At 69.7% G+C, this 24491-nt stretch carries 17 protein-coding genes; 8 read left to right on the top strand and 9 right to left on the bottom strand.

The genetic code is table 11. The annotated features are described in order from the left end of the window. The 5 genes from ABZ664_RS36860 to ABZ664_RS36840 all read right to left on the bottom strand — a co-directional run. The coding region (locus ABZ664_RS36860) for a beta-ketoacyl synthase N-terminal-like domain-containing protein (RefSeq protein ID WP_362521278.1) at positions 1–3869 on the bottom strand (3869 nt) is incomplete at its 3' end. A gap of 20 nt (positions 3870–3889) precedes the next feature. Beyond that, positions 3890–4933, bottom strand: a complete 1044-nt coding sequence (locus ABZ664_RS36855) for a ketoacyl-ACP synthase III family protein (protein WP_362521272.1) — start codon at positions 4931–4933, stop codon at positions 3890–3892. A gap of 18 nt (positions 4934–4951) precedes the next feature. Further along, on the bottom strand, positions 4952–5203 hold the full coding sequence (locus ABZ664_RS36850; RefSeq protein WP_362521267.1) for a phosphopantetheine-binding protein: 252 nt from the start codon (positions 5201–5203) through the stop codon (positions 4952–4954). After that, a complete protein-coding gene (locus ABZ664_RS36845) occupies positions 5200–6210 on the bottom strand; it encodes a ketoacyl-ACP synthase III family protein (protein ID WP_362521261.1) in 1011 nt (336 codons plus the stop codon). The genes ABZ664_RS36850 and ABZ664_RS36845 overlap by 4 nt, the downstream gene beginning before the upstream one ends. A gap of 399 nt (positions 6211–6609) precedes the next feature. Further along, entirely contained in the window at positions 6610–7932 is a 1323-nt protein-coding gene (locus ABZ664_RS36840; protein WP_362521254.1) for a cellulose binding domain-containing protein, read from the bottom strand. A gap of 540 nt (positions 7933–8472) precedes the next feature. Between ABZ664_RS36840 and ABZ664_RS36835 the strand changes: the two genes are divergently transcribed. Beyond that, entirely contained in the window at positions 8473–8691 is a 219-nt protein-coding gene (locus ABZ664_RS36835; protein ID WP_362521247.1) for a hypothetical protein, read from the top strand. A 156-nt stretch (positions 8692–8847) separates the two neighbouring features. Here the strand turns inward: ABZ664_RS36835 and ABZ664_RS36830 are convergent, their stop codons facing one another. Further along, a complete protein-coding gene (locus ABZ664_RS36830) occupies positions 8848–9861 on the bottom strand; it encodes a LacI family DNA-binding transcriptional regulator (protein WP_362521242.1) in 1014 nt (337 codons plus the stop codon). 122 nt (positions 9862–9983) lie between these two features. Between ABZ664_RS36830 and ABZ664_RS36825 the strand changes: the two genes are divergently transcribed. Continuing rightward, a complete protein-coding gene (locus ABZ664_RS36825) occupies positions 9984–11090 on the top strand; it encodes an RNA-guided endonuclease TnpB family protein (protein WP_362521237.1) in 1107 nt (368 codons plus the stop codon). A gap of 388 nt (positions 11091–11478) precedes the next feature. Further along, on the top strand, positions 11479–12372 hold the full coding sequence (locus ABZ664_RS36820) for a hypothetical protein (RefSeq protein WP_362521233.1): 894 nt from the start codon (positions 11479–11481) through the stop codon (positions 12370–12372). A 109-nt stretch (positions 12373–12481) separates the two neighbouring features. Here the strand turns inward: ABZ664_RS36820 and ABZ664_RS36815 are convergent, their stop codons facing one another. Further along, positions 12482–14116: a protein kinase gene (locus ABZ664_RS36815; RefSeq protein WP_362521228.1), complete on the bottom strand. Its 1635-nt coding sequence runs from the start codon at positions 14114–14116 to the stop codon at positions 12482–12484. A 340-nt stretch (positions 14117–14456) separates the two neighbouring features. Here ABZ664_RS36815 and ABZ664_RS36810 point away from each other — a divergent pair, with 340 nt between their 5' ends. Next, entirely contained in the window at positions 14457–14798 is a 342-nt protein-coding gene (locus ABZ664_RS36810; RefSeq protein WP_362521224.1) for a hypothetical protein, read from the top strand. Between the two features lie 120 nt (positions 14799–14918). Here the strand turns inward: ABZ664_RS36810 and ABZ664_RS36805 are convergent, their stop codons facing one another. Beyond that, positions 14919–15434, bottom strand: a complete 516-nt coding sequence (locus ABZ664_RS36805; protein WP_362521221.1) for a calmodulin-binding protein — start codon at positions 15432–15434, stop codon at positions 14919–14921. Positions 15435–15884: 450 nt separating this feature from the next. Then, positions 15885–16988, bottom strand: a complete 1104-nt coding sequence (gene manA / locus ABZ664_RS36800) for a mannose-6-phosphate isomerase, class I (RefSeq protein ID WP_362521218.1) — start codon at positions 16986–16988, stop codon at positions 15885–15887. A 593-nt stretch (positions 16989–17581) separates the two neighbouring features. On the opposite strand from manA, the gene rfbC reads away from it, so the two are divergent. From rfbC to ABZ664_RS36780, 4 genes are all read left to right on the top strand, one after another. Next, on the top strand, positions 17582–18175 hold the full coding sequence (gene rfbC, locus ABZ664_RS36795) for a dTDP-4-dehydrorhamnose 3,5-epimerase (RefSeq protein ID WP_362521215.1): 594 nt from the start codon (positions 17582–17584) through the stop codon (positions 18173–18175). A 437-nt stretch (positions 18176–18612) separates the two neighbouring features. Then, entirely contained in the window at positions 18613–21471 is a 2859-nt protein-coding gene (locus tag ABZ664_RS36790; RefSeq protein WP_362521212.1) for a BREX system ATP-binding domain-containing protein, read from the top strand. Positions 21472–21562: 91 nt separating this feature from the next. Further along, complete coding sequence (locus ABZ664_RS36785; RefSeq protein WP_362521209.1) at positions 21563–22447, top strand: DUF742 domain-containing protein; 885 nt, start codon at positions 21563–21565, stop codon at positions 22445–22447. Between the two features lie 102 nt (positions 22448–22549). Continuing rightward, positions 22550–23995 carry a carboxyl transferase domain-containing protein gene (locus ABZ664_RS36780; protein ID WP_362521206.1) on the top strand — a complete coding sequence of 482 codons (1446 nt, stop codon included), beginning with the start codon at positions 22550–22552 and terminating at the stop codon, positions 23993–23995. Positions 23996–24491 lie beyond the last annotated feature (496 nt).

The following is a 24491-nucleotide window of genomic DNA, read 5'->3' as shown; positions in this document are numbered from 1 at the left end:
AGCGCGTCGACCCGACCGGCACGGCCACCTACACCTGGGACGCCGTCGACCGGCTCTCCGATCACGAGCACGCTCTCGGCGGCGGTCTCCGTCGCCACGTCCGGTCTCGGAGCCGTGAGAAGCCCCACCAGGTGGTTCGCGATCGCGGTGATGGTGGGCTGCTGCCACAGCAGGGTCGCGGGGAGACGGCGGCCGAAGCGCTTCTCCAGACGCCGCCGGACCATGATGGTCATCACCGAGTCAAGCCCCTGCTCGACCAGGGGACGCCTGGTCGCCAGGTCCTCGGGGGCGAGCCTCATCACGGCGGCGATCTCCGCGCGGATCTCGGGCAGGACACGCTCGCGCAGGTCCTCGGGCGCCAGGCCGGAGAACGACTCCGCGGGCCCGCCGAGATCCTCCTCGGCCGGGGTGGGCGCGTCGATCACCGGGTAGCGGAGTCCCGTGAGGTGTCCCACCACCCGGCCGTCCACGTCGGCGAGGAGCGCCCGAACGGTGTCCTCGGCGGCAGGGTCGACGGCCGCGTCGATGATCACCGTCGAGGGGGGCGTGCCGGTGAGCGTGACCTCGTCGATGTGCACGACCATGCGCAGCACCGGATCGCCGGGGAACACGCAGGGCGCCACGGACATCGCCGCGTCCAGCGCCGGCGTCCAGCCCTCCGCCTCCCCGGTGCGGACCGTGGCCCGCAGCACGCCGTCCCCGCTCAGCAGCGTCTCGATCGTCCAGTCGAAGCCCGTCGAGGGTACGCCGACGGTGGCGAGCCGCTTGTGCACGAACCCGGGATCGATCGGGGTGAGAGCGCCGGCGTCGGGCAGCATGTCGGGTTTCACCTGGCCCGGGGCGGCCACGTCCGCGGTGACGTGCACCAGCCAGGCGGGTTCCGGCTCGTCGGGACCGGCCGGCGTACGGGCCGCGAGCCGCACCGCAGGAGGCTCGTGCACGACCTGGATCTGCCTGCGTTCCGCGGTCATCAGCGGATGCATCATCTCCACGTCGGTGAGCGTGACGTCCTCGTCCTCGGTCGCGTGCAGGAACGTGTTGACGAGCACGGCGGCGGGCACGATCTCGACCCCGTTGAGGGCGTGGCTGCCCGGGTAGGGCCGGTTGGCGTCCTCCAGGCTGGTCCGCCACACCCGGGTCCGGCTGCCCGCGAGGCTGCTCCCGGCTCCGAGCAGGGTGTGGGAGTGCACGTCGTGCCCCCGGTTGTCGTCCCCGGTGTACGCCTCGCGCCAGTGGCGGCGGTGCTGCCAGGCGTACGGCGGCAGGTCGGCCAGGCCGCCGGACGGCTGCAGACGGCTCCAGTCCACCTCGACGCCGTGACAGTGCGCCGTGCCCAGCGCGACGAGGAAGGTCGAGGACTCGGGCTGGTTCCTGCGCAGTGACGTGCCGACGAACACGTCGTCGAACCCGTTCTCCGAGAGCGTCTCGGTCACCGAGTGCGCGACCACGGGGTGGGGGGAGATCTCCAGGAACACGCGGTAGCCGTCCTGCGCCGCGGCCCTGGTCGCCGCGGTGAGCCGCACGGGGTCTCGCAGGTTCGCCGCCCAGTACGCGCCGTCCAGGACGGGCGTCGATCGGGGGTCGGCCAGCGCGGTCGTGTACATGGGGACGCGAGGCGCACCGAACGAGAGATCGGCGACGGCGGCGGCGAGTTCGACGGCGAGGGGGTCCATGTGCGGGCTGTGGAAGGCGACGTCGGAGGCCACCCGCCGCACCACGATGCCCTCGGCGGGCCACTCGTTCACCACCGCCTCGACCGCGGCGACGTCGCCGGACAGCACGGTGGAGCCGGGGGCCGACGAGATCGCGGCCACCAGGTCGGTACGGCCGGCGAGCCTCTCCGTCGCCTCCTCGAACGACAGGTCGACCATCGCCATCGCCCCCTCGCCCTCGACCTGGCGCAGCAGCCGGGAGCGACGGCAGATCAGGCGGGCGCCGTCGGCGACGGTCATCGCGCCGGCCGTCACCGCCGCCGCGATCTCGCCGACGGAGTGGCCGATGACGGCCTTCGGAGCGACCCCGTACGCGTTCCAGAGCCTGGCGAGGCCCAGCTGCATCACGAAGATCATGGTTTGCACGCGGTCGATGGTGTCGAGATCGCCGTCGGTGAGGACCTGCCGGGGAGAGAAGCCGATCTCCTCGATGAAGATCGGCTCCACTTCGTCGACGAGGGACGCGAACTCCGGCACGGCGAGCAGTTCCCGCCCCATCCCGCGCCACTGGCAGCCCTGCCCGGAGAAGACCCAGACCGGCCCGGGACCGAGCTCGGGCAGCACGTCACCGGTGAGGACGCTCTCGGCGGGTACGTCATCCGCGAGCCTGCGCAGGCCGGCCGCGAGCTCGTTCCCGTCCGCCCCGATCACGACGGCGCGACGGGCCAGATGGGTGCGCCGGAGCGCGAGCGTGTGCCCCGCCGACGCCAGGTCGAGCCCTTGGCCGAGCCCTTGGTCGAGGCGGTTGGCGAGCTTGCCCGCGTACTGCCGCAGAGCCTGCTCGGAGGCGGCCGACAGCGGGAACAGCCGCTCTCCACCCTCCTCGACCCGGGGGGCCTCCTGGGCCGCGGGGGCCTGTTCGAGCACGATGTGCGCGACCGTGCCGCCGTACCCGAAGCTGGAGACGCCCGCCCGGCGGGGGTGGTCGCGCTCGGGCCAGGCCGACTGCTTGGTCACCACGCGAAGGCCCGAGGTCTCCCACGGGATGGCCGGGTTCAGGGTGTTCAGCACGCTCGGGGGGATCTCACCGCGGTCGAGGGCGAGCACCGCCTTGATGACGCCGGCGATGCCGGCGGCGCCCTCGAGGTGACCGATGTTGGACTTCACGGAGCCGACGAGGCACGGGTCGCCGGGGGGCCGCGGCGTGCCGTACACGGAGGAGAGCGCCCCTGCCTCAAGCGGGTCGCCGAGCCGGGTGCCCGTGCCGTGCGCCTCGATGTAGTCGACGGTGGACGGTGCGATGCCCGCCTGCCGGCAGGCCCGGATCATCACGTGTTCCTGGGCCTCCCCGCACGGCGCCATGATGCCGTTGGTGTGCCCGTCCTGGTTCACGGCGCTGCCGATGACGAGCGCGAGGATCCGGTCACCGTCGCGCTGGGCGTCCGACAGCCGCTTGAGCACGACCACGCCGCAGCCCTCGCCGCGTCCGTAGCCGTCGGCCGACGCGTCGAACGACTTGGACCGCCCGTCGGGGGCGAGGGCTCCCGCCGTGCCGAGTGTGAGGGTCTGCCCCGGGGTGACCAGCAGGTTCACGCCGCCGGCGAGGGCGACGTCGCTCTCGCCGAGCCGCAGGCTCTGGGCGGCCAGGTGCAGCGAGACCAGCGACGCCGAGCAGGCGGTGTCGATCGCCATGCTGGGGCCGCGCAGATCCAGCGAGTAGGAGATGCGATTGGCGACGGCGCAGGTCGCGGCGCCGATCCCGGTCCACGCCTCGATCTGGGGCAGTTCCTCAAGGAGGCGGCCTCCGTAGTCGGCGGTGCAGACCCCGACGAACACCCCGGCGTCGGTGCCGGTCAGTTCGTGCGGCGGCAGGCCGGCGTTCTCCAGGGCCTCCCACGCGGTCTCCATCAGGATCCGCTGCTGCGGGTCCATCAGCTCGGCCTCGCGGGGCGACAGGCCGAAGAACTCCGCGTCGAAGCCCTCGATGTCGTCGAGGAAGCTGCCGTGACGTACGGCGTCGCGTAGCGAGGCGGCGTGTTCGGGGCTCCGGTTCTCGTACGGGCGCCAGCGTTCCGCGGGTAGCGGCCCGGTCGTGTTCCGGCCGGCACGCAGCAGGTCCCAGAACTCGTCCGGTGAGCGGGCGTCACCGGGAAGGCGGCATCCAATCCCGATCACCGCCACTGGTTCCACCTGGACTCCGCGCGTACTGTCGGCCATCTGCGTTCGTTTCCCTTCGGTCAGACCCACTGAGGACTGTCGATGATCTTGATTACGGCACCGGAGACGGTCACTCCCGGCCCGGTGCCGAGCATCAGCACGTGGTCGCCGGGGCCCAGCTGCCCGCTCAGGAGCAGGTGGTCGAGGGAGAGGACCTGGTCGGAGGCCCCGCAGTGGCCGATGGTGCGGCCGTAGTCCCAGGTCGAGCGGGACATGGGCAGGTCGAGCATGGCCATGCACCGCTGTTCGACGATCTCTTCCGAGTAGTTCATGAACGCCACCCGGGTGAGGTCGCCGGCCTCGATCCCGCTCTCGGTCAACGCGCGCTCGACGACCTCCATCAACGCCCGCTGGATCTTGAACAGCGCCGTGGTCGCCTCGCCCTTGGGCATGACCTGCTGCCTGAACTGCTCGTTCCTGGCGGCGAAGCTCATCCGGCGCCCAACGGTGACGCCCGGAGGGAAGAGGGGTTCGCTGCCCCGGTGGAGCTCCTCGGCCTCGGCCACCGTCGTCGTGCAGACCGACGTCAGGCGCGCGAAACCCGTCCCCTTGGTGAGCACGAGCGCGGCGGCGGCGTCCCCGCCGATGTAGCCGGGGCCCATCCGCCACCGGTCCATCAGCGGGGTGCCGTAGTTGTCGGCGGCGACCAGCAGGGCGGCCTGCCTGCCGGGTACGGCGTCCAGGTGGCCGGCCGCGAGCTCCAGGGCGATGAACATCCCGTTGCAGCCCTGCCGGATCTCGGTGGCCAGGACGTCCCCGCCGACGAGATGACGCTGCAGGTAGGAGTGCGGGGGCCAGCCGTCCGGCCCCTGGTGCCAGGTCGAGGCGTACAGGAGGAGATCCAGGTCGCCCGGAGCGCGCCCGCTGCGCTTGAGCGCGCTCCGCGCCGCGTGCAGGGCCATCTCCGGAGCCGGTACGTCACCGGCCACCACCGTCCCGGCCAGGTTGTGCAACTCGGCCTCCTGCGCCGGATACCAGCCTTTGGCGACGGCTTTCTCGACGCTGACGACGGTCCGGGGGAGGAAGGCTCCCACTCCGCTGATGTAGGTGTCCGCCAACTGCATGACTCTGCCCTCGCCCGGCTAGACGGATTCGAGTTCTCTGACCATCGCCACGATGGTCACGACGTCCCTGAAGTTCTCCGGGTCGAGCCTCGCGGCGGGAATCGGGACGCCGACGTCCTTGCGGAGGAAGTTCAGCAACCGCGCCGTCCGCAGGGAGTCCAGGAGACCCGACAGCAGGAGCGGGGTCGTCTCGTCGACCTTGATGTCGTCGCCGTCCAGGACGAGGTTCTCCTGGATGAAGTCGACCAGCCTTCGCGTGAGATCGGTCATGCGCGTGCCCCTGTCGTGACGGGAGAGGTGGCCAGGATCCTGAAGACCGCCGCGGCGACGGACGTTCCCGAGCCGAACCCGACCGTGAGCAGGTGATCGCCGGCCACGAGCCCGCCGGTCGCGACGAGATGCTCGAAGGCGATGAACTGGTCCACCGCGCCGCAGTGGCCCACGCGCCTTCCGTAGTCCCAGGTCGTCTGGTCCTCCTCGATGCCCAGCCAGGACATCTGCCCGTCCAGGTCCTCGCGGCGGCCGTGCGGCAACGCCACCCGCGTGATGTCGGAGAGTTCGATCCCCGCCTCGTCCAGGGTCTTCTCGACCTGCTGCATCATCGTTTTCTGGATCGTGAGGTGGATTCCGGTCCCCTGCTTCTTGAGCAGCCTCTGGCGGAACTCCTCGTGCCGGTCCCCGAAGCTCAGCCCTCTGCCGACGGTGGCGTCCGGGGGAAACAGGGGGTAGGCGCCGTCGTTGACCGCGTCGGCCTCCGGGATCACCGTCGCGTTCACCGAGAGGAGCTCGGCCATGCCGTAGCCCTTGCCGAGGAGGAGCGCGGCCGCGGCGTCGCCGATCAGCGCCCCGGGGGTCATCCGCCAGCGGTCCACCAGCGGGGTGCCGTGGTTGTCCGAGGAGACGACCATCGCCGTCTCCCTGTCCGCGTCGGCCTGCAGGTAGCTCGCCGCCAGTTCGAGCGAGCTGATCATCCCCACGCAGCCGCTCCGGATCTCGAACGCCGGAACGTTCCCACCGAGGAGGTGCATCTGCAGGTAGTGCTGGGGCTGCCAGCCGTTCGGGCCCTGGTGCCAGACCGACGGGTAGAGCAGAAGGTCGAGGTCGCGCGGGGAGGACTCGCCCCAGCGGTCGTACGCGTCCAGGACCGCGAGCCGCGCCATCTCGGGCGCCGGCATGTCACCGGCCACCGCCGCGCCGACCTGCTGGAACCTCTCGACCTCCTCGGCAGGGTACCAGCCCTCACGAACCGCCTGCTCGACGCTCACACTGTCAGGCACATAAACGCCGAGACTCCTGACGAATATGTTGGATGTACGCACACGTCCCCTAACTCATCGACGATCCCGGACAACGGCCTTCTGGCAGTGGAAGACGGCTTATCCGATTTATTTCGGGTCACGGGATATCAAGTGACCTGCGGCCGGGCAATGAAAAACGGGAAATGGGCCGGCGGCCGTCGGAGGCAACAATAGGGGCGGACCGTTGGGTAAAGCAATATGGACGTGAGCGGCCGGTCGGTGACATTCCGTGATCAGGTTCCGACGGAATGTATTCAACTCTGGAAATGCGCCTTTCCGCTCCAGGTCACGGTTTCCCAGAATGTAATTCTTTGGAATCCCGGCGACAAGAGAACGGTGCCGGGCCCTCGCCGTTCGGCTCGGGCCCGGCACGTCGTCTCAGGCGGGCACTCTCGTGCAGACGAGGTTGTTGAGTTTGAACTGGGCCGGAATGCCGTTCGTCCCGGTGGCGGTCGCCGAGAAGCCGAGGCTCTGACTGGAGCCGGGGCCGATGTAGGAGTTGTGGCCGGCGTCACGGGCGGTCACCTGGGTGCCGACCTGGGTCACCGTGGCGTTCCAGGCGCTCGTGATCTGCTGGTTGCCCGGCCAGGTCCAGGTCAGGGTCCAGCCCTCGATGGGGGTCGTGCCGGTGTTCCTGATGGTCGCGCTGCCGTTGAAGGCGCCGTTCCAGGCGCCGGTGGTGTAGGTGACCTCGCAGGAGGTGCCCATCTTGAGTCCGCCGCGCAGGAAGGTCGTGAAGTTGGCCCAGGTGGGGTTCAACGTGCCGGTGCTGACGGTCTCGGAGCAGTTGGCGGTGGTGCGGACGGTCTGCAGACCGTGCTGGGCGGGGTCCATGATCTGGGGCATCATGTGATCCGCGCCGGGCACCGAGACGAACGTCGCCCTGCCGCACTGGGCCTTGATCCTGTTGTAGAGCAGGACGCTCTGCCCGTGCGGTACCAGGAAGTCGGCCTGGCCGTGCATGAACATCAGCGGCGGGTCGTTGCTGTCGACGTAGGTCATCGGATTGGCCTGGGCCACCGTGGCCGGGCAGGTCTGGATCGGGCAGCCGACCAGGAGGGACTCGGGGGAGGCGGGGGAGTTGTGGTCGAGTCCGCCGGTCGGCAGGTTCTGCGCGTTCATCTGCAGGAAGTCGGTCGGGCTGTAGAAGGCGAGTCCTGTCTGCACGGCGCTGGAGACTCCGGTCGTGCCGACGGTGCCCTCCAGTGCGGCCACGCCACCGGAGAAGGTGGCCATCTCCGTCAGCCAGCCGCCCGAGGAGTCGCCCATGATCGCGAAGCGGTTGGGGTCGATCTGGTACGTGGCGGCGTTCGCGCGCAGCCAGCGGATGGCCGCCTTGATGTCGTGCACCTGGGCCGGGAAGATCGCTTGGGCGCTGGAGCGGACGCTGACGCCGGCCACGGCGAAGCCCAGAGGGGTGAAGATGTTCGCGATCGCGTCCGCGCCGGCCTTGCCGTCGTCACTGCTCCAGGCCGAGCCGGTGTGCCAGATCAGCAGCGGCCGGGGCGTGATTCCGGTGGAGGGCAGATAGAGGTCCAGCAGATGCCCCTTGCTGGTGGCCGGCTGTGCGGGCGCGTAGGCGATGTCGGTGATCACCTGCGTGGCGTGAGCCGGTGGCGCGAAGACTGCTGACACGCCGACGGCGGCCAGCATGGTCATCGCCATGCCGACAATCACGGCCGTGCGGATTCGAGCTTGCATGGTACGACTCCGGTTTGTCGGATGCTCGCCGCTCGTCCCCGGTGACCGTCCGTGTTTCCTGCCGCGCCGTGGCGACCTCGATCAGCAGGCCGACCGTAGCGCCTGCGAGAAAAACGTCCTGTTCGAGTGTCGCGGCTCACATCGATATGGGCGGGGCGACGATATGACACGTAAGTGACGATGGTCAAAGTTTTCGATGCATCGTTCCAATGGAACAGGATAAGGGGCATAAATCGTACTTTGAGGATCACGTAGTACGAATACAGTCCAGATCATCCATGGCATGCACAGGCGGTCGGATACGCGCCCGCGAGGCCTTTCAGGGCCGCCACGTCGGGAATTGGACAGCGGCCGGACCTCCGGGGGCAGGTGGCATGGGATTTACCGGCGGTAAACATCCGCGAAACATGTGCGGCCCGCGACAGGACCGATGAAAGTTTCATCCCCCGTCCCGTGAATGATTCGAGTGTGATGATCTTCCCCGGCGCGTGCCGAGTGATAATGTTCACCTTCATGATCTCCCCAGTCACAGGAGGACGAATGCGAAAGGTACGCGCTGTTCTCGTCTCGGCCGTCATGGTCCTCGGAGTTTCTCTGACGACCGGCGCCGCCCCGGCACACGCCGAGAGGCTGGCGGGTGTCTTCAAGGAACACGCGGAGTGCGAGCGGATCGGAACCCACGGCATCACCGAGGACTGGTGGAACGACTACTCATGCGAGTGGGAGGGCCGGTACAGCTACTACTTCCTCTACGCGTGACCCCGTGAGACGCACGCACCCCCGGCTCCGAGAGGTCGAATCGGGGGCGCGTGCCCATGACCCGCGGCTCGTGGGGTCGACTCCCTCCCCACCACGCCGGCCCGCGGACCCGTGGGGAGCCGGTCGGCAGGTGGTCGCCGTCTCCGGTCGCCGGGCTCAGCGCGGCGGGATGCCCCGCTCGACCAGCTCGGTGGGAAGCACCACGGTGCGCGGCCACGACCGATCCCCGCCGATCCGCCGGAACAGCAGCTCGGCGGCGGTCCTGGCCAGCTCACGGGTGTCATAGGCGATCACCGTCAGCGGGTACGGCACCAGAGCGGCCATGTCGAAGTCGTCGAACCCGAGCAACGCGGCGTCGCTGCCGCGCCGGTGCAGTTCCTCGACCGCACCGAGAGTGATCCGGTTGTTCAGGCTGAAGAAGGCGGTCGGCGGATCCGGCAGGTCGAGCAGTTCGGAGACGGCCAGGGCGGCCGCGGCCGGGTCGCGGACGCCGTCACGGACCAGCCCGGTGTCGTACGGCGCGCCGGCCGAGGCCAGCGCGTCCCGCGCGCCGTCGAGCCGCTCGCGCATCGTGTAGACGCCGATCGAGTCGAGCAGGACGCCGATCCGCCGATGGCCCGACTCGACGAGCCGGCACACCCCGGCCCGCGCGCCCCCACGGTTGTCGAGCAGCACCGTGTCGGCGGGCAACCCGCCCGCCGGACGGTCGAGAAAGACCACGGGGGTGCCGAGCTCGACCTCGGCGCGCAGGAACGAGTGGTCCTCGCCGGCGGGCACCACGAGCAGCCCGTCGACGCGGCGGGCGCACATGTCCCGCAGCAGTTGCTGTTCGCGCGCCGGATCCTCCTCGGAACTGGCGATGATGAGCATCGTGCCGTGGTGCCCGGCGACCTCGGCGGCGACTCCCGCGATCGTCGCGTAGAAAGGGTTCGCGATCTCCTCGATCAGCAGCCCGACGGTGGCGGTCGCCTGCCCGGAACGCAGCGAGCTGGCCAGGTGGTTGCGGCGGAAGCCGAGTTCGGCCACGGCGGCGAGCACCCGCTCGACCAGCTCGGGCTGTACGTGCGGAGCGTTGTTCACGACCCGCGAGACGGTCTTCAGGCTCACCCCGGCCAGGGCCGCCACGTCCACCATGGTGGGCCGCCTCGCCCGGCCGCCATCGCTGGTCATCGAATACCTCCAGCGTGGATACTCCGGCCTTCAGGCCGGAGAGGAAACGCGGCACGGTGCCGCACGGATCTGGAATCGAATACATGTCTACTGTTAGCTGATCTTGCTTTGGAATGTGAGACGTGGCGCAGATCGTGAAGCGGGCGTTCAAGTTCCGCTTCTACCCGACTCCCGAGCAGGCCGAAGAGCTTGCCCGGACGTTCGGCTGCGTGCGCCTGGTCTACAACAAGGCCCTCGAAGAGCGCACCCGCGCCTACACGCTGGACGGCCGTCGCGTCTCCTATGTGGAGTCGTCGGCCGCGCTCACGCAGTGGAAGAAGACCGACGATCTCTCGTTCCTGAACGAGGTGTCCTCGGTGCCGCTTCAGCAGGCATTGCGCCACCTTCAGGCGGCGTTCGCCAACTTCTTCGCCAAGCACGCGAAGTACCCGACGTTCAAGTCCCGTAAGAAGTCCCGGCCGTCGGCCGAGTACACCCGCTCGGCGTTCACCTATCGTAATGGTCGGCTCACCCTGGCGAAGATGAACGGTCCACTGAACGTCGTGTGGTCGCGCCCGCTGCCCGAGGGGGCGCAGCCGTCCACGGTGACGGTGTCGAAGGACGCGGCGGGCCGCTGGTTCGTCTCCATCTTGTGTGAAGACGCCATCGGGCCGCTGGATCCAACGACCAACGCGGTCGGGGTGGACGCGGGTATTACGGCGCTGGCGACGCTGTCGACCGGAGAGAAGATCGTCAACCTCAAGCATGAGCGGGCCGACCGGCGCAAACTCGCCAAGGCTCAGCGCAACCTCTCCCGCAAGGAAAAGGGTTCGGCGAACCGGGCCAAGGCGAAACTCGCCCTCGCCCGCGTGTACGCCCGCATCGCCGACCGTCGCCGAGATCACCTGCACAAGGTCACCACTCGTCTCGTCCGTGAGAACCAAACGGTCGTGATCGAAGACCTCACCGTGCGCAACATGGTGAAAAACCACAGCCTGGCCCGCGCCGTCTCGGATGCCTCCTGGCGCCAGATGCGCTCCATGCTGGAGTACAAAGCAGCCTGGTACGGGCGGGAGTTGCTGGTCGTGGACCGGTGGTTTCCCTCCTCCAAGCTGTGCTCGGCGTGCGGCACCCTCCAGCGGTCCATGCCGCTGGGCGTCCGTGATTGGGTGTGTGCCTGCGGCGCGGTCCATGACCGGGACGTCAACGCCGCGAAGAACATCCTCGCCGCCGGGCTGGCGGAGAGGTGAAACGCCTGTGGAGCCGGTGTAAGACCTCAACGAGAGTCCTCTCGGGCGGGCAACTGGCGGTGAAGCAGGAACCCTCACGGGTGACCGTGGGGACTCTCCTCCCTCAGGGAGGGGAGGAGGTCAAATCCGAACCATACCGACAGGCCGTCCGTCACGTTGACAACGTTGTCCGATCCGGCCGTACCTGCTCATCGCCCACGACGCCCGCCCGGCGCGAGGGTGACCACCGGGCGTCATCCACGTGATCGAGTGCCTCTTGACCGGTGTCGACCCGGGAAAGACCAGGGCCGATGGAGGTGCCGGAAGCGCGAAACCTGCAAAAGGCCGCTAGGGGAATGAGAAAGTGACCGACAACCGGGTTGTAAGCGGGTCCCGAAGAATGGCTGTCATGAAGAACCTCCCTCCACGCCTCGCCGCCCCCGTACGGCACGGCGCCTTTCTTGTCCTCGCCCTGGCGGCGTTCACCGGCTGCGGCCTCACCGGCGGCCAAACCGGGGATGGTGCGGCCGCTCCCGCGCAGGTGACGAGCGAGGCGACCACCGCGCCCGTCGAGAGCGATCCCCCGGCCCAGCCGGAAAGCACTCCCGAGCAGGCGGAGACCGGCGGGCAGGACCGGCCTTCCGCGGCCGTCGAACCGGGCGGCACCCTCGTCGACGGCAGCACGGTCTCGGCCGAGCTGACCCGCGCGGGGGAGAGGCACAAATTCACGCTGGATCTGAGCGACGCCAGGGAGTTCTACGTCGCCGACATGGAGGGCGACGGCATCCAGTTCCAGGTGTTCTCCGACGTCGACGACGAGCCCCTGACCCCGGCCAGTGTCGATTTCAGCGCGGGTACGTCGCTCAGCAACAAGCTGACCAAGGTGGGCGGCCACCGGCTGGAGGTCTGGGGGAACACCAACGTGATCGGGGCGTACAGCTTCCGGATCGCGACCGTGAAGGTCCGCACGTTCCCCGCGACGATCGGCCTGAAGATCGGTGAGGGCAGCCCGGAGGGGGCGGGGTCGCTGGACGTCCCCGGACGGATCGACCGCTTCGAGTTCGACGCCGACGGAGCCAAGGCCATCAGGATCATCGCGGGAGGCGGGCCGTGCACCTCCATCGACGTCGAGCTCTACGACGCGGCGGAGAAGAGCCTCGCCGATCCCCGGCAGCCCTACCCGCTGTGCGGCAACGAGTTCGACATGCCGCTCTCGGGCGGGGACGGGCGCTACGCGCTGGTCGTCAGGTCACCCGCGGCGAAGACCGGGTCGTACTCCTTCCAGATCGTGCGCGCGGGCTGAACGACGAGAAGCGAAGCGGGCGGGCGCCTCAGAGGGGAGCGAGGGCAGGGGGCAGGAGCGGGCCGGGCGACCCAGAAGGAGCCGGGCGATCCCGCAGGATACGGGGCGGTCAGGAGCGGCGCAGGCTCCCTCGGTATTCCAGCGAACCCCCGCCCTCCTGCTTCACGCAGTCCAGCGTCTGGGGGTCCTTCAGCGTGAGGGTCATGTCCCCGCTCACGCACTGGTCGCGTTGCGCCACGTTCAGGTCGAGCACGGTGTCGCGTACGCGGGTGAGCGTGGCCTGCTGCTCGCAGTCACCGGACACCCAGGTCCCGGTGGATCCTCCCGGGTTCAGGGTGATCGTGACGCCGGCGGTGCGCTCGCGGTCGTCCTGCGAGACGACCTGTCCCGTCCAGGTTCCCGCGAAGGCCGAGGGGATGCCCCCTCCGGGAGCCGTGGGCGGTGCCGAGGCCGATCCGGAGGCCGGTGCCCGGTCGGGGGTTCTTTCAGGTCCGGAGGCCGGTGCCCGGTCGGCGGTGTCGCCGGATCCGGAGGCCGGTGCCGGGCGAGGGGTCCCTTCGGATTCACTCCGGGGCGCCGCCCCGTTCGCAGGGGAACCTCCGATCGTCCCCGTCGCGTACAGCACGCCGGCCGTCGCCAGACCCGCGAGGACGACGGCGGCCACCGGGATGGCCACGTTCCTCGCCCGCCGGGTGACCCGCTCGCCGTACGGGGGCGCGTAGATCTTCGTGTCACGACCCGCCGTACCGGCGCCGCTCGGGGGTAGGAGCGCCGTGTCCCGTACGGGGCCGGCCGGCTCGGTGGGCCTGGAGTGGACTCCGGGCCGGACGACCGGTGGCGGCTCCGCCTCGACGGGACGGGGCAGGCCGCTCGGGGCGCGATCCGACCAGCCGGCGGGGACGTACGCGCTGGGCACCCGACCGACGTCGGGGACCGTGACGGTGGAGGCTCCGGGGTCGACCAGACGCACCAGAAGCGACCGGGCCGAGGGACGTGCCGCGGGGTCCTTGGACAGGCAGGCGGCCAGGGTCTCGCGCAGGCCCTGGGGAACGCCGGAAAGGTCGGGTTCCTGGTTGATGATGCGGTTGAAGACCGCGGCGACGGTGTCGTTGCCGAACGGTGCCCTGCCGGTCGCGGCGTAGAGCATGGTCGAGGCCCAGGCGAACACGTCGGCCGCGGGTGAGCCGTGCACCCCCGTGAGCTGCTCGGGAGCCATGTAGGGCGGGGTGCCCGACATCGTCAGGGACGCCGTGTCGGCGTCGAGGGGCCGGGCGATACCGAAGTCGACCACGCGTGGCCCGTCGGGGCCGAGAAGCACGTTGGCCGGTTTGAAGTCCCGGTGAACCACCCCCGCGCCGTGGATGGCCGCGAGTGCGGAGGCCGTGCCGACGGCGAGCCGTTCGAGGTCACCGTCGCGCAGGGGACCGTCGTCACGTACCCGTTCCTGCAGCGAGGGGCCCGCCACGAACTCGCTCACCACGTAGGGGTCCGGCCGGTCGAGCTCCGCCGCGAGCACCCGGGCCGTGCAGAAGGGGGCCACCCGGCGGGCCGACTCCAGCTCCCTGGCGAGCCGGCGGCGGATGTCGGGATTCGTGCCGCCCTTGAGGACCTTGATCGCGACACGGTCGCCGGAGGCGCTCCACCCCTCGTAGACGATGCCCTGACCGCCCTCGCCGAGGCGCCCCACGACCTGGAACGCTCCCAGCGTGCGCGGGTCATCCGGTTCCAGCGGGCCAGCGGCCATGAGCTCCTCCATGCACGTCGGCGCGGGTCCCCAGCGTAACGACGGCGGTAGCCGGGCCGCCACGGTCGCGTCGGGTCGAGGGGAGTGGGAGGACCGCACGTCCGCGGGGGGCGACGGGGTGTGGAAGCCGGCCTCCTCGATCGTCGTACGCCGATCGAGGAGGCCGGGGGGACGAGGGCGAGCCGGAAACGGCCGGGTGGGAAGCCCTTCTCCGAGCTGGAGGTGACGGGGCGTTTCGCCGTACGGACGGCTGGTTTGCCGCACCCCTCGCGGGGCAGGCGGCCGGTGATCGGAGACGCCGTCTCCGATCACCGGCGACGGCCAGGGAGGTGCGATCCCGATGAGCGCGCACACACTGTCGGTCGCGTTCAGCTGGGCCCTGCTGGGGATCGGATGCGTGATGGCCGCGCACGGCGTTCGCGTGCTGCTGAAGGGCCGGGTTCCGCTGATGGTTTCCAGGCGGGGCGGGGTCCTGCGGGTGAGGCCGTACGCGTGGTCGCTGCTGTTCTTCGCGCTGTTCGCCGTCTCGACGGCGTCGCCCCGGCTGCTGGAGCGGACGGACGAACTGTCGTTCACCCTCTTCACCCTGCTCGCGCTCGCCTTCGCGGTGGTGGCGCTCACCCTGATGGCGAAGGCGAAAAGGGTGCTGGAGTCCACGACATCGCGCGACCGGGAAACCTGAGGACGCTCCCGGCACTCTGACGGCTGTACGCGGCAAACCGGGAGGAGACCGGCTCCGGACGCGGCCACCGGTCCCGAGGGGAGGCGATGGCCGCGGCCGGCCGCGAACCCGCGGCGAGGGTCAGGGGGCGGGGACCTCGGCGACGAGCTTGGAGGTCCAGGGGCAGAAGAAGCAGCCGGGCAGGAAGGCGCCGCACGCCTCGTCGAGATGATCCTCGACGTACGGGAGCGACGCGTCACAGACCTCGATGGCCATCTGGAAGAAGTCGATCGTGTTCGGATCGAGGTGGAAGCTGTAGGAGGGGTTGTACGGGGCCCGCGTCTTGATGATCCGGCCCAGGACGTGTGTCTTCTCGGTCTCCTCGCCGCTGATGATCCGCCGGGCGTGTTCTATCTTCTTGGCGTCGGTGAGCTTGATGACGAACGGCAGGCGCGAGCCGACGGTCGTCATCGTGAAGTAGGCCGGCTCGACCATGGTGGCCCGCGACGGCGCGTCGGTCCGGGCGAGGGTGGCCTGGGTGGAAAAGGGCATCGAGCAGGCGCGGGTGGTGGCCGTGGCCTGAGCGGGTGCGGCCATCGTGGTGGCGATCACCGCCAGGGCGGCGAGGTAGCCGATCCCGGTGAAGAAGCGTCGCACGGAGGTTCCTCCTGTGTTCTACGGGCCGTGACCGTCACGGTCTCAACGCCCTTGTAGGACTCCTCGCACGCCGGTCACCCGGCTCCACACCGGCCTTGATCGAAAAATCTCCGCCCCTTACCGCGACTTGCCCTGCCCTTCCGACGCGTCTCGTCCCGGCTCCCCCCGTTGGAGCCGGGACCGGGACGCGTCAAGAGGTCGCGAGATGCTCGGCTTCGTGGTGCAGTACCTCGACCAGGATCAGCTCCAGACGGAGGTCTGGATCCGTGAGGTCGTCGGACGGTGTCATCGGATACCTCCAGCCTCGCTGGTGGGGACGCCCCGCCTAGCCCGGGGGTTATCCGCCATAGCAGGCCGGTATGGACGCGAGGGCGCCCGCCCGCCGTGGATCGCGCCTGCCCGCGGCCTCACGAGGGAGGGGCGGACAGGCGCGAGCCGCTGGTCAGGCGCCTAGTCGATCCCCGGTTCAGCCCAGAAGACCGTTCCCTGGCCGCGCAACTCGACGGGCCCCTGGGCGGCGGAGACGAAGACGGACTCGCCGGGCCGCAGGGTGTGCCCGCCGATCTCGGCCTCACCCTCGGTGCACAACAGGATGCGCGGCACGCCGCCCTCCAGGGTGAGGCCGGAACCGGGGACGGCCCTACCGAGGCGGAACTCGGGGGCGGGGGTGCGGTAGAGATCGCCGACCGGCTCGACCTGGAGAGCCGGACGTGAGGGGTCGGTGACCCGCAGCAGCTCCTCCACGTCCATCGGCTTGCCGGTCAGCCCGGCGCGCAGCACGTTGTCGGAGCCGCCCATGATCTCCACGCCGAACCCGCTCAGGTAGCAGTGCAGAACCCCGGCGCCCAGGAAGAGCGCATCACCGGGCCGCAGCTCGTGGCGCCGCAGGAGCAACGGGGCCAGACAGGCGGGGTCTTCCGGATGGATTTCCGTCAGGCGTACGACCAGCTCGTTCTCGGGACCTCCGGCGAAGGAGGCGGCCCGCGCGATGTCGGCCACGAGATCGGCTCTACCGTCTCCTGGCCACTCCACCAGGACGCGGAGCGCGGCGGAGGCGTCTCCGGCCGCCAGCGGCGCGACGACGGGCTCCAGCTCCGGTACGCCCAGCCCGCGGATGAGGGTCGCGGCCTCCTCGGGAGGACGGAACCCGGCCAGCGCGGTGAACGGGGTCAGCGCGCAGATCAGCTCGGGCTTGGGGAACGGGTCGACGTAGATGCCCCGGGCGTGCCCTTCCCTGGCCTGCTCCTGGGAGGGGTGCACCTGGAGCGAGAGCGGCAGGTCCACGGCGATCAGCTTCAACAGGTACGGCAACCGCGAGCCGAACCGCTCGACGGTCTTCCCGCCCAGCTCTGTCTCAGGGGCGGCGGCCACCACCTCGGCGAGGGAGTGCCACGTCCCCTGGCGAAGCACCGACGAGGAGCCGGACGGGTGGGCGCCGAACCACATCTCCGCCTCGGGCAGCTCGGTGGGGGAGGGGTGCCCGGCGAGCGTGGCGATGGCCGTACGCGAACCCCAGTCGTAGTTCTTCACGGGGTTGCGGAGGAGGTCGATCATGACGCCTCCACCGGCGCGGACGCGGTGGTGCCGGGGCGCCCGCCGTCGTTCTCCGGCCGGGAGGAACACCGTGCGGGCGTGCCGCCAGGGCCGATCCCACGTGCCGCGCGGGCGGCGGGGATGAAGGAGTCGTTCATGATCCTCTGTGTCCGTGTGCGTTCGTGAGCAGAAATCGAATGAATGTCGCAGAACGTCGATGCTACGCGCCCTCGATGTCGTGTGGCCGTCGGGGCGTCGGCGGGGCCCGGCGTCGAGCCCGTGAGGAGGGGAGGGTCGCTCCGGGAACGGGTCACCGCGCCGATCGTGAACGCGGTTTTCCCGAGTGCTCCCCCGGGGCGGGCGAACAAGGCTCGTGATGGCCGGAAGTGGCCAGATCGGCCGGTCATCGGCCTGATGGGCGCCCACCTGGGACGATCCACCCGCGCGGTACTGGAACGGTCCCGCGAAGGGTCGTACGCGCCTTCGCGGTGTACGGCGACGGGTTCACAAGGGGTCGGCGGTCGGAGGAGACTCCGCTGGGAAGCACCCGCCGCGCGTGCCGTCAGGGAGTCACCCTCCCCGGATGAGGCGGGGTCACGGAAGGAGAGGTGGGCATGCGTTCACTCGGCATCGAGGGTGCGTGGGTGTTCGAACCGGAGGTGTTCCCCGACGACCGGGGCAGCTTCCACGAGTGGTTCCGCGCGGAGAGCTTCCGTGAGGTCACCGGCCGGCCCCTCGCCCTCTCGCAGGCGAACTACTCGGTCTCGCGCCGGGGGACGCTGCGCGGCGTGCACTTCGCCGACGTCCCGCCGAGTCAGGCCAAATACCTCAAGTGTGTCAAGGGTGCGGTTTTCGATGTAGTCGTCGACATCCGCGTCGGATCGCCCACCTTCGGGCGGTGGGAGTCGGTGGTCCTGGACGACAAGGACCACCGGGCCGTGTACGTCTCCGAGGGGCTCGGTCACGCCTTCATGGCGCTGACCGACGACGCGACCGTGGTGTACCTCTGCTCGGAGGGATACGCGCCGAGGCGTGAGCACGGCATCGATCCTCTCGACCCGGAGTTGGGGATCGACTGGCCCGCCGGAGTGAGGCCGCTGCTGTCGGACAAGGACGCGACGGCCCCGACCCTCTCCGAGGCTCGGCGGCAGGGTCTGCTCCCCGCCTATGAGGAGTGCAACCGGTTCTACGCCAGGCTCCGCGCCTGAGACGGGTCTGAAAAGACGGGCGTGAGACGGCGTGCGGCCCGCGGGCGGTGGCGGGCGCGGAAGGCGCGCCTCGCCCGACCGTCCCTCGGCCTCTGACGAGCGGCCCACCGGAGCCGCTCGCCGGAGGGGCGCCGTCCCCGGCGAAGGCGGAATTTGGATGAACTCGCGGCAAAGAGGTCTTTGCCGAGCGAGATTCTAGAAGCTAACGTCGGAAAAACATCGGAAACACGGCTGTACCGGATCAGCGGATGACCGGGCGCCCGTCCGGAGGTGGCATGTCGATGCCCGCGCGATCCCCGCACGCCCTGCGACGGCGTCTCGAATGTTCCCGGCCACGCTGACGTCGGTGTCGGCCCGGTGCCCGCACGCCACGCTCAAGAAGAGCGCTTGGCTTTCACGACCCCTTTTGGCGAGATTCGGTGACGTGATGAAGCGAGATGGTGACCATGTCGGGACGGATCTTCCATGTCGAGGCCAGGCCGGTGGGTCGGGAAGCGGAGTTCCGCACACTGGTGTCCTGGCTGGAGGGGGCCGCGGAGGGCGGGGCGTCTCTGACGCTGTTGCGAGGTCCCGCGGGATCGGGGAAGACCGCACTGCTGGACGCACTTGAGCGATATGCCCGCAGCGTCGGAGTGACGATCCTGCGCGGCTCCTGCTCGCCCGCAGGGGCCCGCCTGCCATGGGGCGGCGCGGAAAGCCTGTTCGGCGGAGGGCCGCTTCCGATGCGAGATGGCACCGTGCCGCTGTCACACCTGTTGTTCCGGCGTGTCGGCGAGGCGGCCGTGTCGGGACCGGTGGCCGTCATGCTCGACGACACGCAGTGGTGCGACGAGGAGTCGTTGGCATGGCTGGACTTCCTGGTGAACCGCGGGCACCATCTGCCGGTGTTCGTCCTGCTCGCTCAGCACCGCTCCGGCCTGTCGAACGGGCGGGCGGTTCCCGGTGTCGTCGCGCGCGGGCACCGCGTCGTCGACCTTGGGCCGCTCTCCGAGGAGGACGCGGGGAAGCTGGCCCGGCGGTGCTGGGAGACCGTACCAAAAGAGCCGTTCGTTCGCGTATGCACCAGTGTTTGCCGGGGCAACCTCGCACTGCTCGCGCGGCTGTTCAGGCGCCTGAGCGAGGAGGGCGTGCCACCTGACGCCCGAGGCGAGTCCAGGGCCGCCGAACTCGGGGCCGAACTCCACGCCGGACATCTGCTCGCGACGCTCGATCGCCGGCCGGAATACGTGCGTGGGGTCGTGGAGGCCTTCGCGGTGCTGGGGCGCCCCGACACGGAACTGGTGGGCATGCTGGCCGGGGTCCCCGAGCCGCTGGTGTCCGCCGCGATCGAGATCCTGCGCGATGAGGAGATCATCGACGCCGGCCTGGACGAGCTGAACGAGCATCATGTGCGGGCCGCGGTGCTGAACGACATGCCGGCCGCCGCGCTCGACCGACGGCGGGAACTGGCCGCCAGGCTGCTCAACGACGGAGGCCGTCCGGCCGAGGAGGTCAGCGCGCAACTGGCGCTGCTGCCCGGACTTCCCGAGACCTGGATGCGGGGCGTGCTCGGGGAGGGAGCACGCCGTGCCGAGTCGAACGGGGATGCGGAGGTGGCGGCGCACTACCTGGACCGGATGGTGATGGCCGATCCCGCCGACGTCGGCGCGCGGGCCGACCTCGCGCGGCTGGTCGGACACGACGATCCGGCGAGAGCGTACGCGATGCTCTGCGACGGGCTGCGGGAGACGGGCGACGTGCGGGGAAGAGCACGTCTGGCGATCCAGATGTCCAGGGTCGCACCGCCCCTGGGAAGGGAACCGGAGGTGGTCTCGACGTTGAACACCGTCCTGGCGGAACTCGACGGAGCGGCCACCGGGGATCACGAGTCGCGGATGCTGGTGGAGTCCGCGCTGTTGCTGATCGGGTGGAACCGCAGGTCCACCGCGAAGACCGTCTCGGAATGGGCGGTGATGTCGCGGACCCCGGGGGTGTCCGCCGGGGGCGGACGCGAACTGCTCGCCGGGCGGGCCCTGGTCTTCGCCATGTCGGGTTTCTCGTCCCGGACCTGCCTGCCGCTCGCCCGTAAGGCGCTCAGCGGCCCGGACGAGGTCTCCTGGAGCCAGGCGGTCGGTGCCGCCGCGTACGTACTCTCGCTCGCCGACGAGGTCGAGGAGGCGGTGCGGGCCATGGGCCGGGTGATCTCGCACGGCGCGGAGCAGGGGGACACCTGGGGGCAGGTGATGGCCCTGTCCAGGCGGTCGTGGATCCTGGGCGAGGCGGGCAACCTCGACGGGGCGCTGGTGGACGCGATCAGGGCCATGAAACTGGCGGACGAGCAGCCGTGGTCGAGAAGTGTGACGGCACCGCGGACGGCCCTGGCCGCGGTGCTCGCCTGGCGGGGCGACCTCGGCCAGGCCGCTTCAGTACTCGGCCAGATGGGCTCGCCGGAGGCGGAGGATTACCTTCTCGACTATCCACGGGTGCTGATGACGAAGTCGTATCTGGCGGCGTCGCGAGGTGACCACGCGAGTGCGCTGTCGTCCCTGACCGAGTGCGGCGCGCTGCTCGCCGAGGCCGTCGTCAGGCATCCGATGTTCGTGCCGTGGTGGCTGGAGGCGGCCTGTCTCCTCGCCGAACTGGGGCGTGGGAACGAGGCGGGGGAGTTCATCGAGCACGGCGAGGAACTCGCCGAGGCCTGGGGGAACGCGCCTGCCCGAGGGCTCGCCCTGCTGGCGAGGGGGGCGATCGCGGAGGGAGGCGACGGGGTGGAGACGCTCACCGAGGCGGTGGAGACGCTGGCCGGGACCCAGGCGCGCTGGTATCTGGTCCGGGCCGAGAGTCTGCTCGGCGAGGCGCTGCTGCGGATGGACGACCGCGAGGGCGCTCGCGGACATTTCCGTCGCGCCGTGCACCTGTCGGTGCGGTGCGGATTTCGCAGGCTGGCCGAGCAGGCCCGTGGCCGGCTCGTCGCCGCGGGCGGCCGGATGTACCAGGGAGCCGGTGGGGTCAAGAACGTGCTGACCACGGGAGAGGGACGCGTGGCGGAACTCGCGGCGACCGGTGCGACCAATCAGGAGATAGCCCAAGCCCTGCGCATCACGTTACGCACCGTCGAAAGCCATCTCACCAGTGTCTTTCGCAAGCTGGATGTGAGTGGCCGTGCGGACCTGGGATGGGCGCTGGAAACGCTTCCCACCCCCTCGCCGAATCCGCCAGCGGATTCGCGGAATACTATGCAAACACCTAGGTATCGCCGAGGACAATCAGCAGACCTTCGTGGGGAGCATCGACCACGCGGCGAGATCGCAGGATGACGGATCGCGATGATCTCGATGGGATGATCATATCCCATCATCGTGCGATCTTGAGGCAAATGATCTTTCGAGAGCAGGTGAGATCCCGGCGATGTCCAACGGTAGGAGGCGACGACGGCGATTCGCTGACAAACCCAGCTACCATGCTTCCGCGTTCGGCGGCTGGGGCGACTACAGGACCTGGGCCGAGCACCAGTTCCTGCCCAAACCCGCGGAAGCGGAGGCGGAAGACGCGCAGGACGTCGAGGTGGAGGACGGCGCGCGGGACGTCGAGGCGCACGACGGCGCGCGGGATGTTGAGACGGACGACGGTGTCTGGGATGCCGAGGTGGCCGTCGTCGGTCAGGAAGGGGCGTACGGCGCCCCGGAGGGATATGACGCCCCGGAGGGGTACGGCGCCCTGGAGAGATACGACGCTCCGGAGGGGTACGGCGCCCCGGAGGGATACGACGTCCCGGAGGGATATGACGCCCCGGAGGGATACGACGTCCCGGAGAGGTCGTGGGCGGACGCCGACGAGCACCACTATGTCGAAAGTTCCCCGGACGCGGTGCCTCGTGCCACCCCCACGCCGGCAACGGACCCGGACTGGGCGCCTCCGCACTCGACGAGGTACGAGAACGAGAACTCGCGGCCGGTCGGACCACGGCCGTACGTGATCTCCGGAGGGCGTACGCACGGCGACGCCCCGCTGCGCATGGACACGCTGATCTCGGTGACGCCGCAGGGCACGCTGAGCGCCGACGATCCCGCGCTGTCTCCGGAATATCGCTGGATCTGCGACATGTGCCGGGAGCCCATGGCGGTGGTCGAGATCGCGGGACGCCTCAGGATGCCGATCGGGGTGGCCATCGTCCTGATCGGTGACGCGATCGGTTGGAACCTCCTCAGAATGCATCCCCTCGCCGAGGTCGACAACCAACCGTCGCTCAGCATCATCACGCGCGTGCGCGAAGGGCTGCTCCGGCTGCCCTGACGCGAGGCGTCTGTGGATCGACCGGGCAAGACTAGGGGTTTTCCCGGCGCCGCCGCTGGTTCACTTACGGTTCGGACGACGGGCGATTCGCAGAGGTGAGCGATGACATTTCCCTCAGTGGCTGTGGTGGACCGAGATGAGCCGTCCCTTGACCCTCGCGACCCGGCGGTTCGGATGTCACGGCTGTCGGATCCGGGCTCGCTTGAGATCATCCACCGGCGCGAAGGCGTGGGAGTGGCGGTCGCCTACGGCCGGGTCGACGGCGTGCGAGTAGTGATCTACTGCACCGACGCCACCGTGAAGGGCGGTGCGATCGGGGTCGACGAGTGCCCGCTGATCGCCGACGCCATCGACCTCGCGGTGCGCGAACGTTGCCCGGTGATCGGCGTGTGGCACTCCGGCGGCGCGAAGCTCAACGAAGGCGTGTCGGCGATGCACGAGATCGGGGAGATGTTCGCCGCGATGGTCCGGGCCTCGGGCGAGGTCCCGCAGCTGTCCGTCGTGCTCGGTCCCGCGGCGGGCGGCGCGGCCTACGGTCCTGCGCTGACCGACATCGTGATCATGTCTGACGCCGCCCGCGTCTTCATCACGGGCCCGGACATCGTCAGGTCGGTCACCGGCGAGCAGATCGACATGGAGAGCCTCGGCGGGCCGGACGCGCACAGCCGGAAGTCCGGGGTGGCCCACATCGCCACGGGGTCCGAGGAGGAGGCCTTCGCCCACGCCCGCCGGCTCGTCACGCTGCTGGCGAAGCCGGGATTCGTCGACGTGGACTCGGTGCGCGAGGCGAGGCCGCTGCGCGACCTGCTCCCCGACTCACCTCGGCGCGCGTACGATGTTCGCCCGCTGGTCAGGGCGATTCTGGACGGCGAGGACGCAGAGAACGGGGAGCCGGGTTTCGTCGAGTTGCAGCCCAGGTGGGCGCCGAACATGGTGATCGGGTTCGGCCGGCTCGCCGGGCGGACGGTAGGGGTGATCGCGAACAATCCGCTGCGCAAGGGCGGTTGCCTCGACTCGCTGTCCTCGGATAAGACATCAAGGTTCGTTCGGATGTGTGACTCGTTCGGCGTGCCCCTGCTCGTGCTTGTCGATGTCCCCGGCTACCTGCCCGGAGTCGGGCAGGAGTGGGAGGGTGTGGTTCGCCGGGGAGCGAAGCTGCTGCACGCGTTCGCCGAGGCGAGCGTGCCGCGGGTCACGTTGGTCACGCGCAAGTCCTACGGTGGCGCCTACATCGCGATGAACTCCCGGTCACTCGGTGCCACCGCCGTGTTCGCGTGGCCGGAGGCCGAGGTGGCGATCATGGGGGCGAAGGCGGCGGTGGAGATCCTGCACCGCAAGAAGCTCGCCGCCGTGGCGCAGGACGAGCGTGAGGAGCTGCTGGCCGGCCTGGCCGCGGAGCACGAGAGGATCGCGGGGGGCGTGGCCAGGGCGGTGAGCATCGGCGTCGTCGACGAGGTGATCGACCCGGCGTACACCCGGCTGCGGCTCGGCGAGGCCCTGGCCGCCGCTCCGGCGCGCCGGGGCCGCCACACCAACATCCCCCTGTAGACGTCAGGTCGCGGGCGCGCCGCCGTACCGGTGAGGTGTGAGGTCGTCCGTTGTCGTCGTGCCACCGCTCGCCCGCTCCTCCTTCGGAGGGGGGCCGCTTCTCCGAGACGCCGGCCCGGTGTCTCCGGCCATTCGAAGGAGAGGTGGTCAGGCCGTCGAACACAGATAAATAAAGGCAATCACAGGTAAATCCAAGGCAAATGCTTGTAAACCAACATTGCTGTGATTAAGGTCTCCTCAGTAGGCGATCGGAGTGCTTGAGATCAAGCGCATGCGTCGTCGATTCGAGGTGCGAAATGTTCAGCGATACTGGACACAGAGTCGAAGCCAAGGTCACGGACGGATCGGTCGGGCTGAACGGCGAGGTTCCCGCGCCCGTCCGTGGCACTGATGCGACCGTGGTCGGGGCTCCGAGCCTGCCCCGGAGGGCTTCGGCCCCCTCTCGTGTCACGGCAGGCCCCGGCGGGGAGTCCGAAGCGGTCTCGCCGGCCGTCAG

Origin of the sequence: Streptosporangium sp. NPDC006930 (genome assembly GCF_040635605.1) — a bacterium.
GTDB lineage: Bacteria > Actinomycetota > Actinomycetes > Streptosporangiales > Streptosporangiaceae > Streptosporangium.
This window is presented reverse-complemented; position numbering and strand designations above follow the sequence as displayed.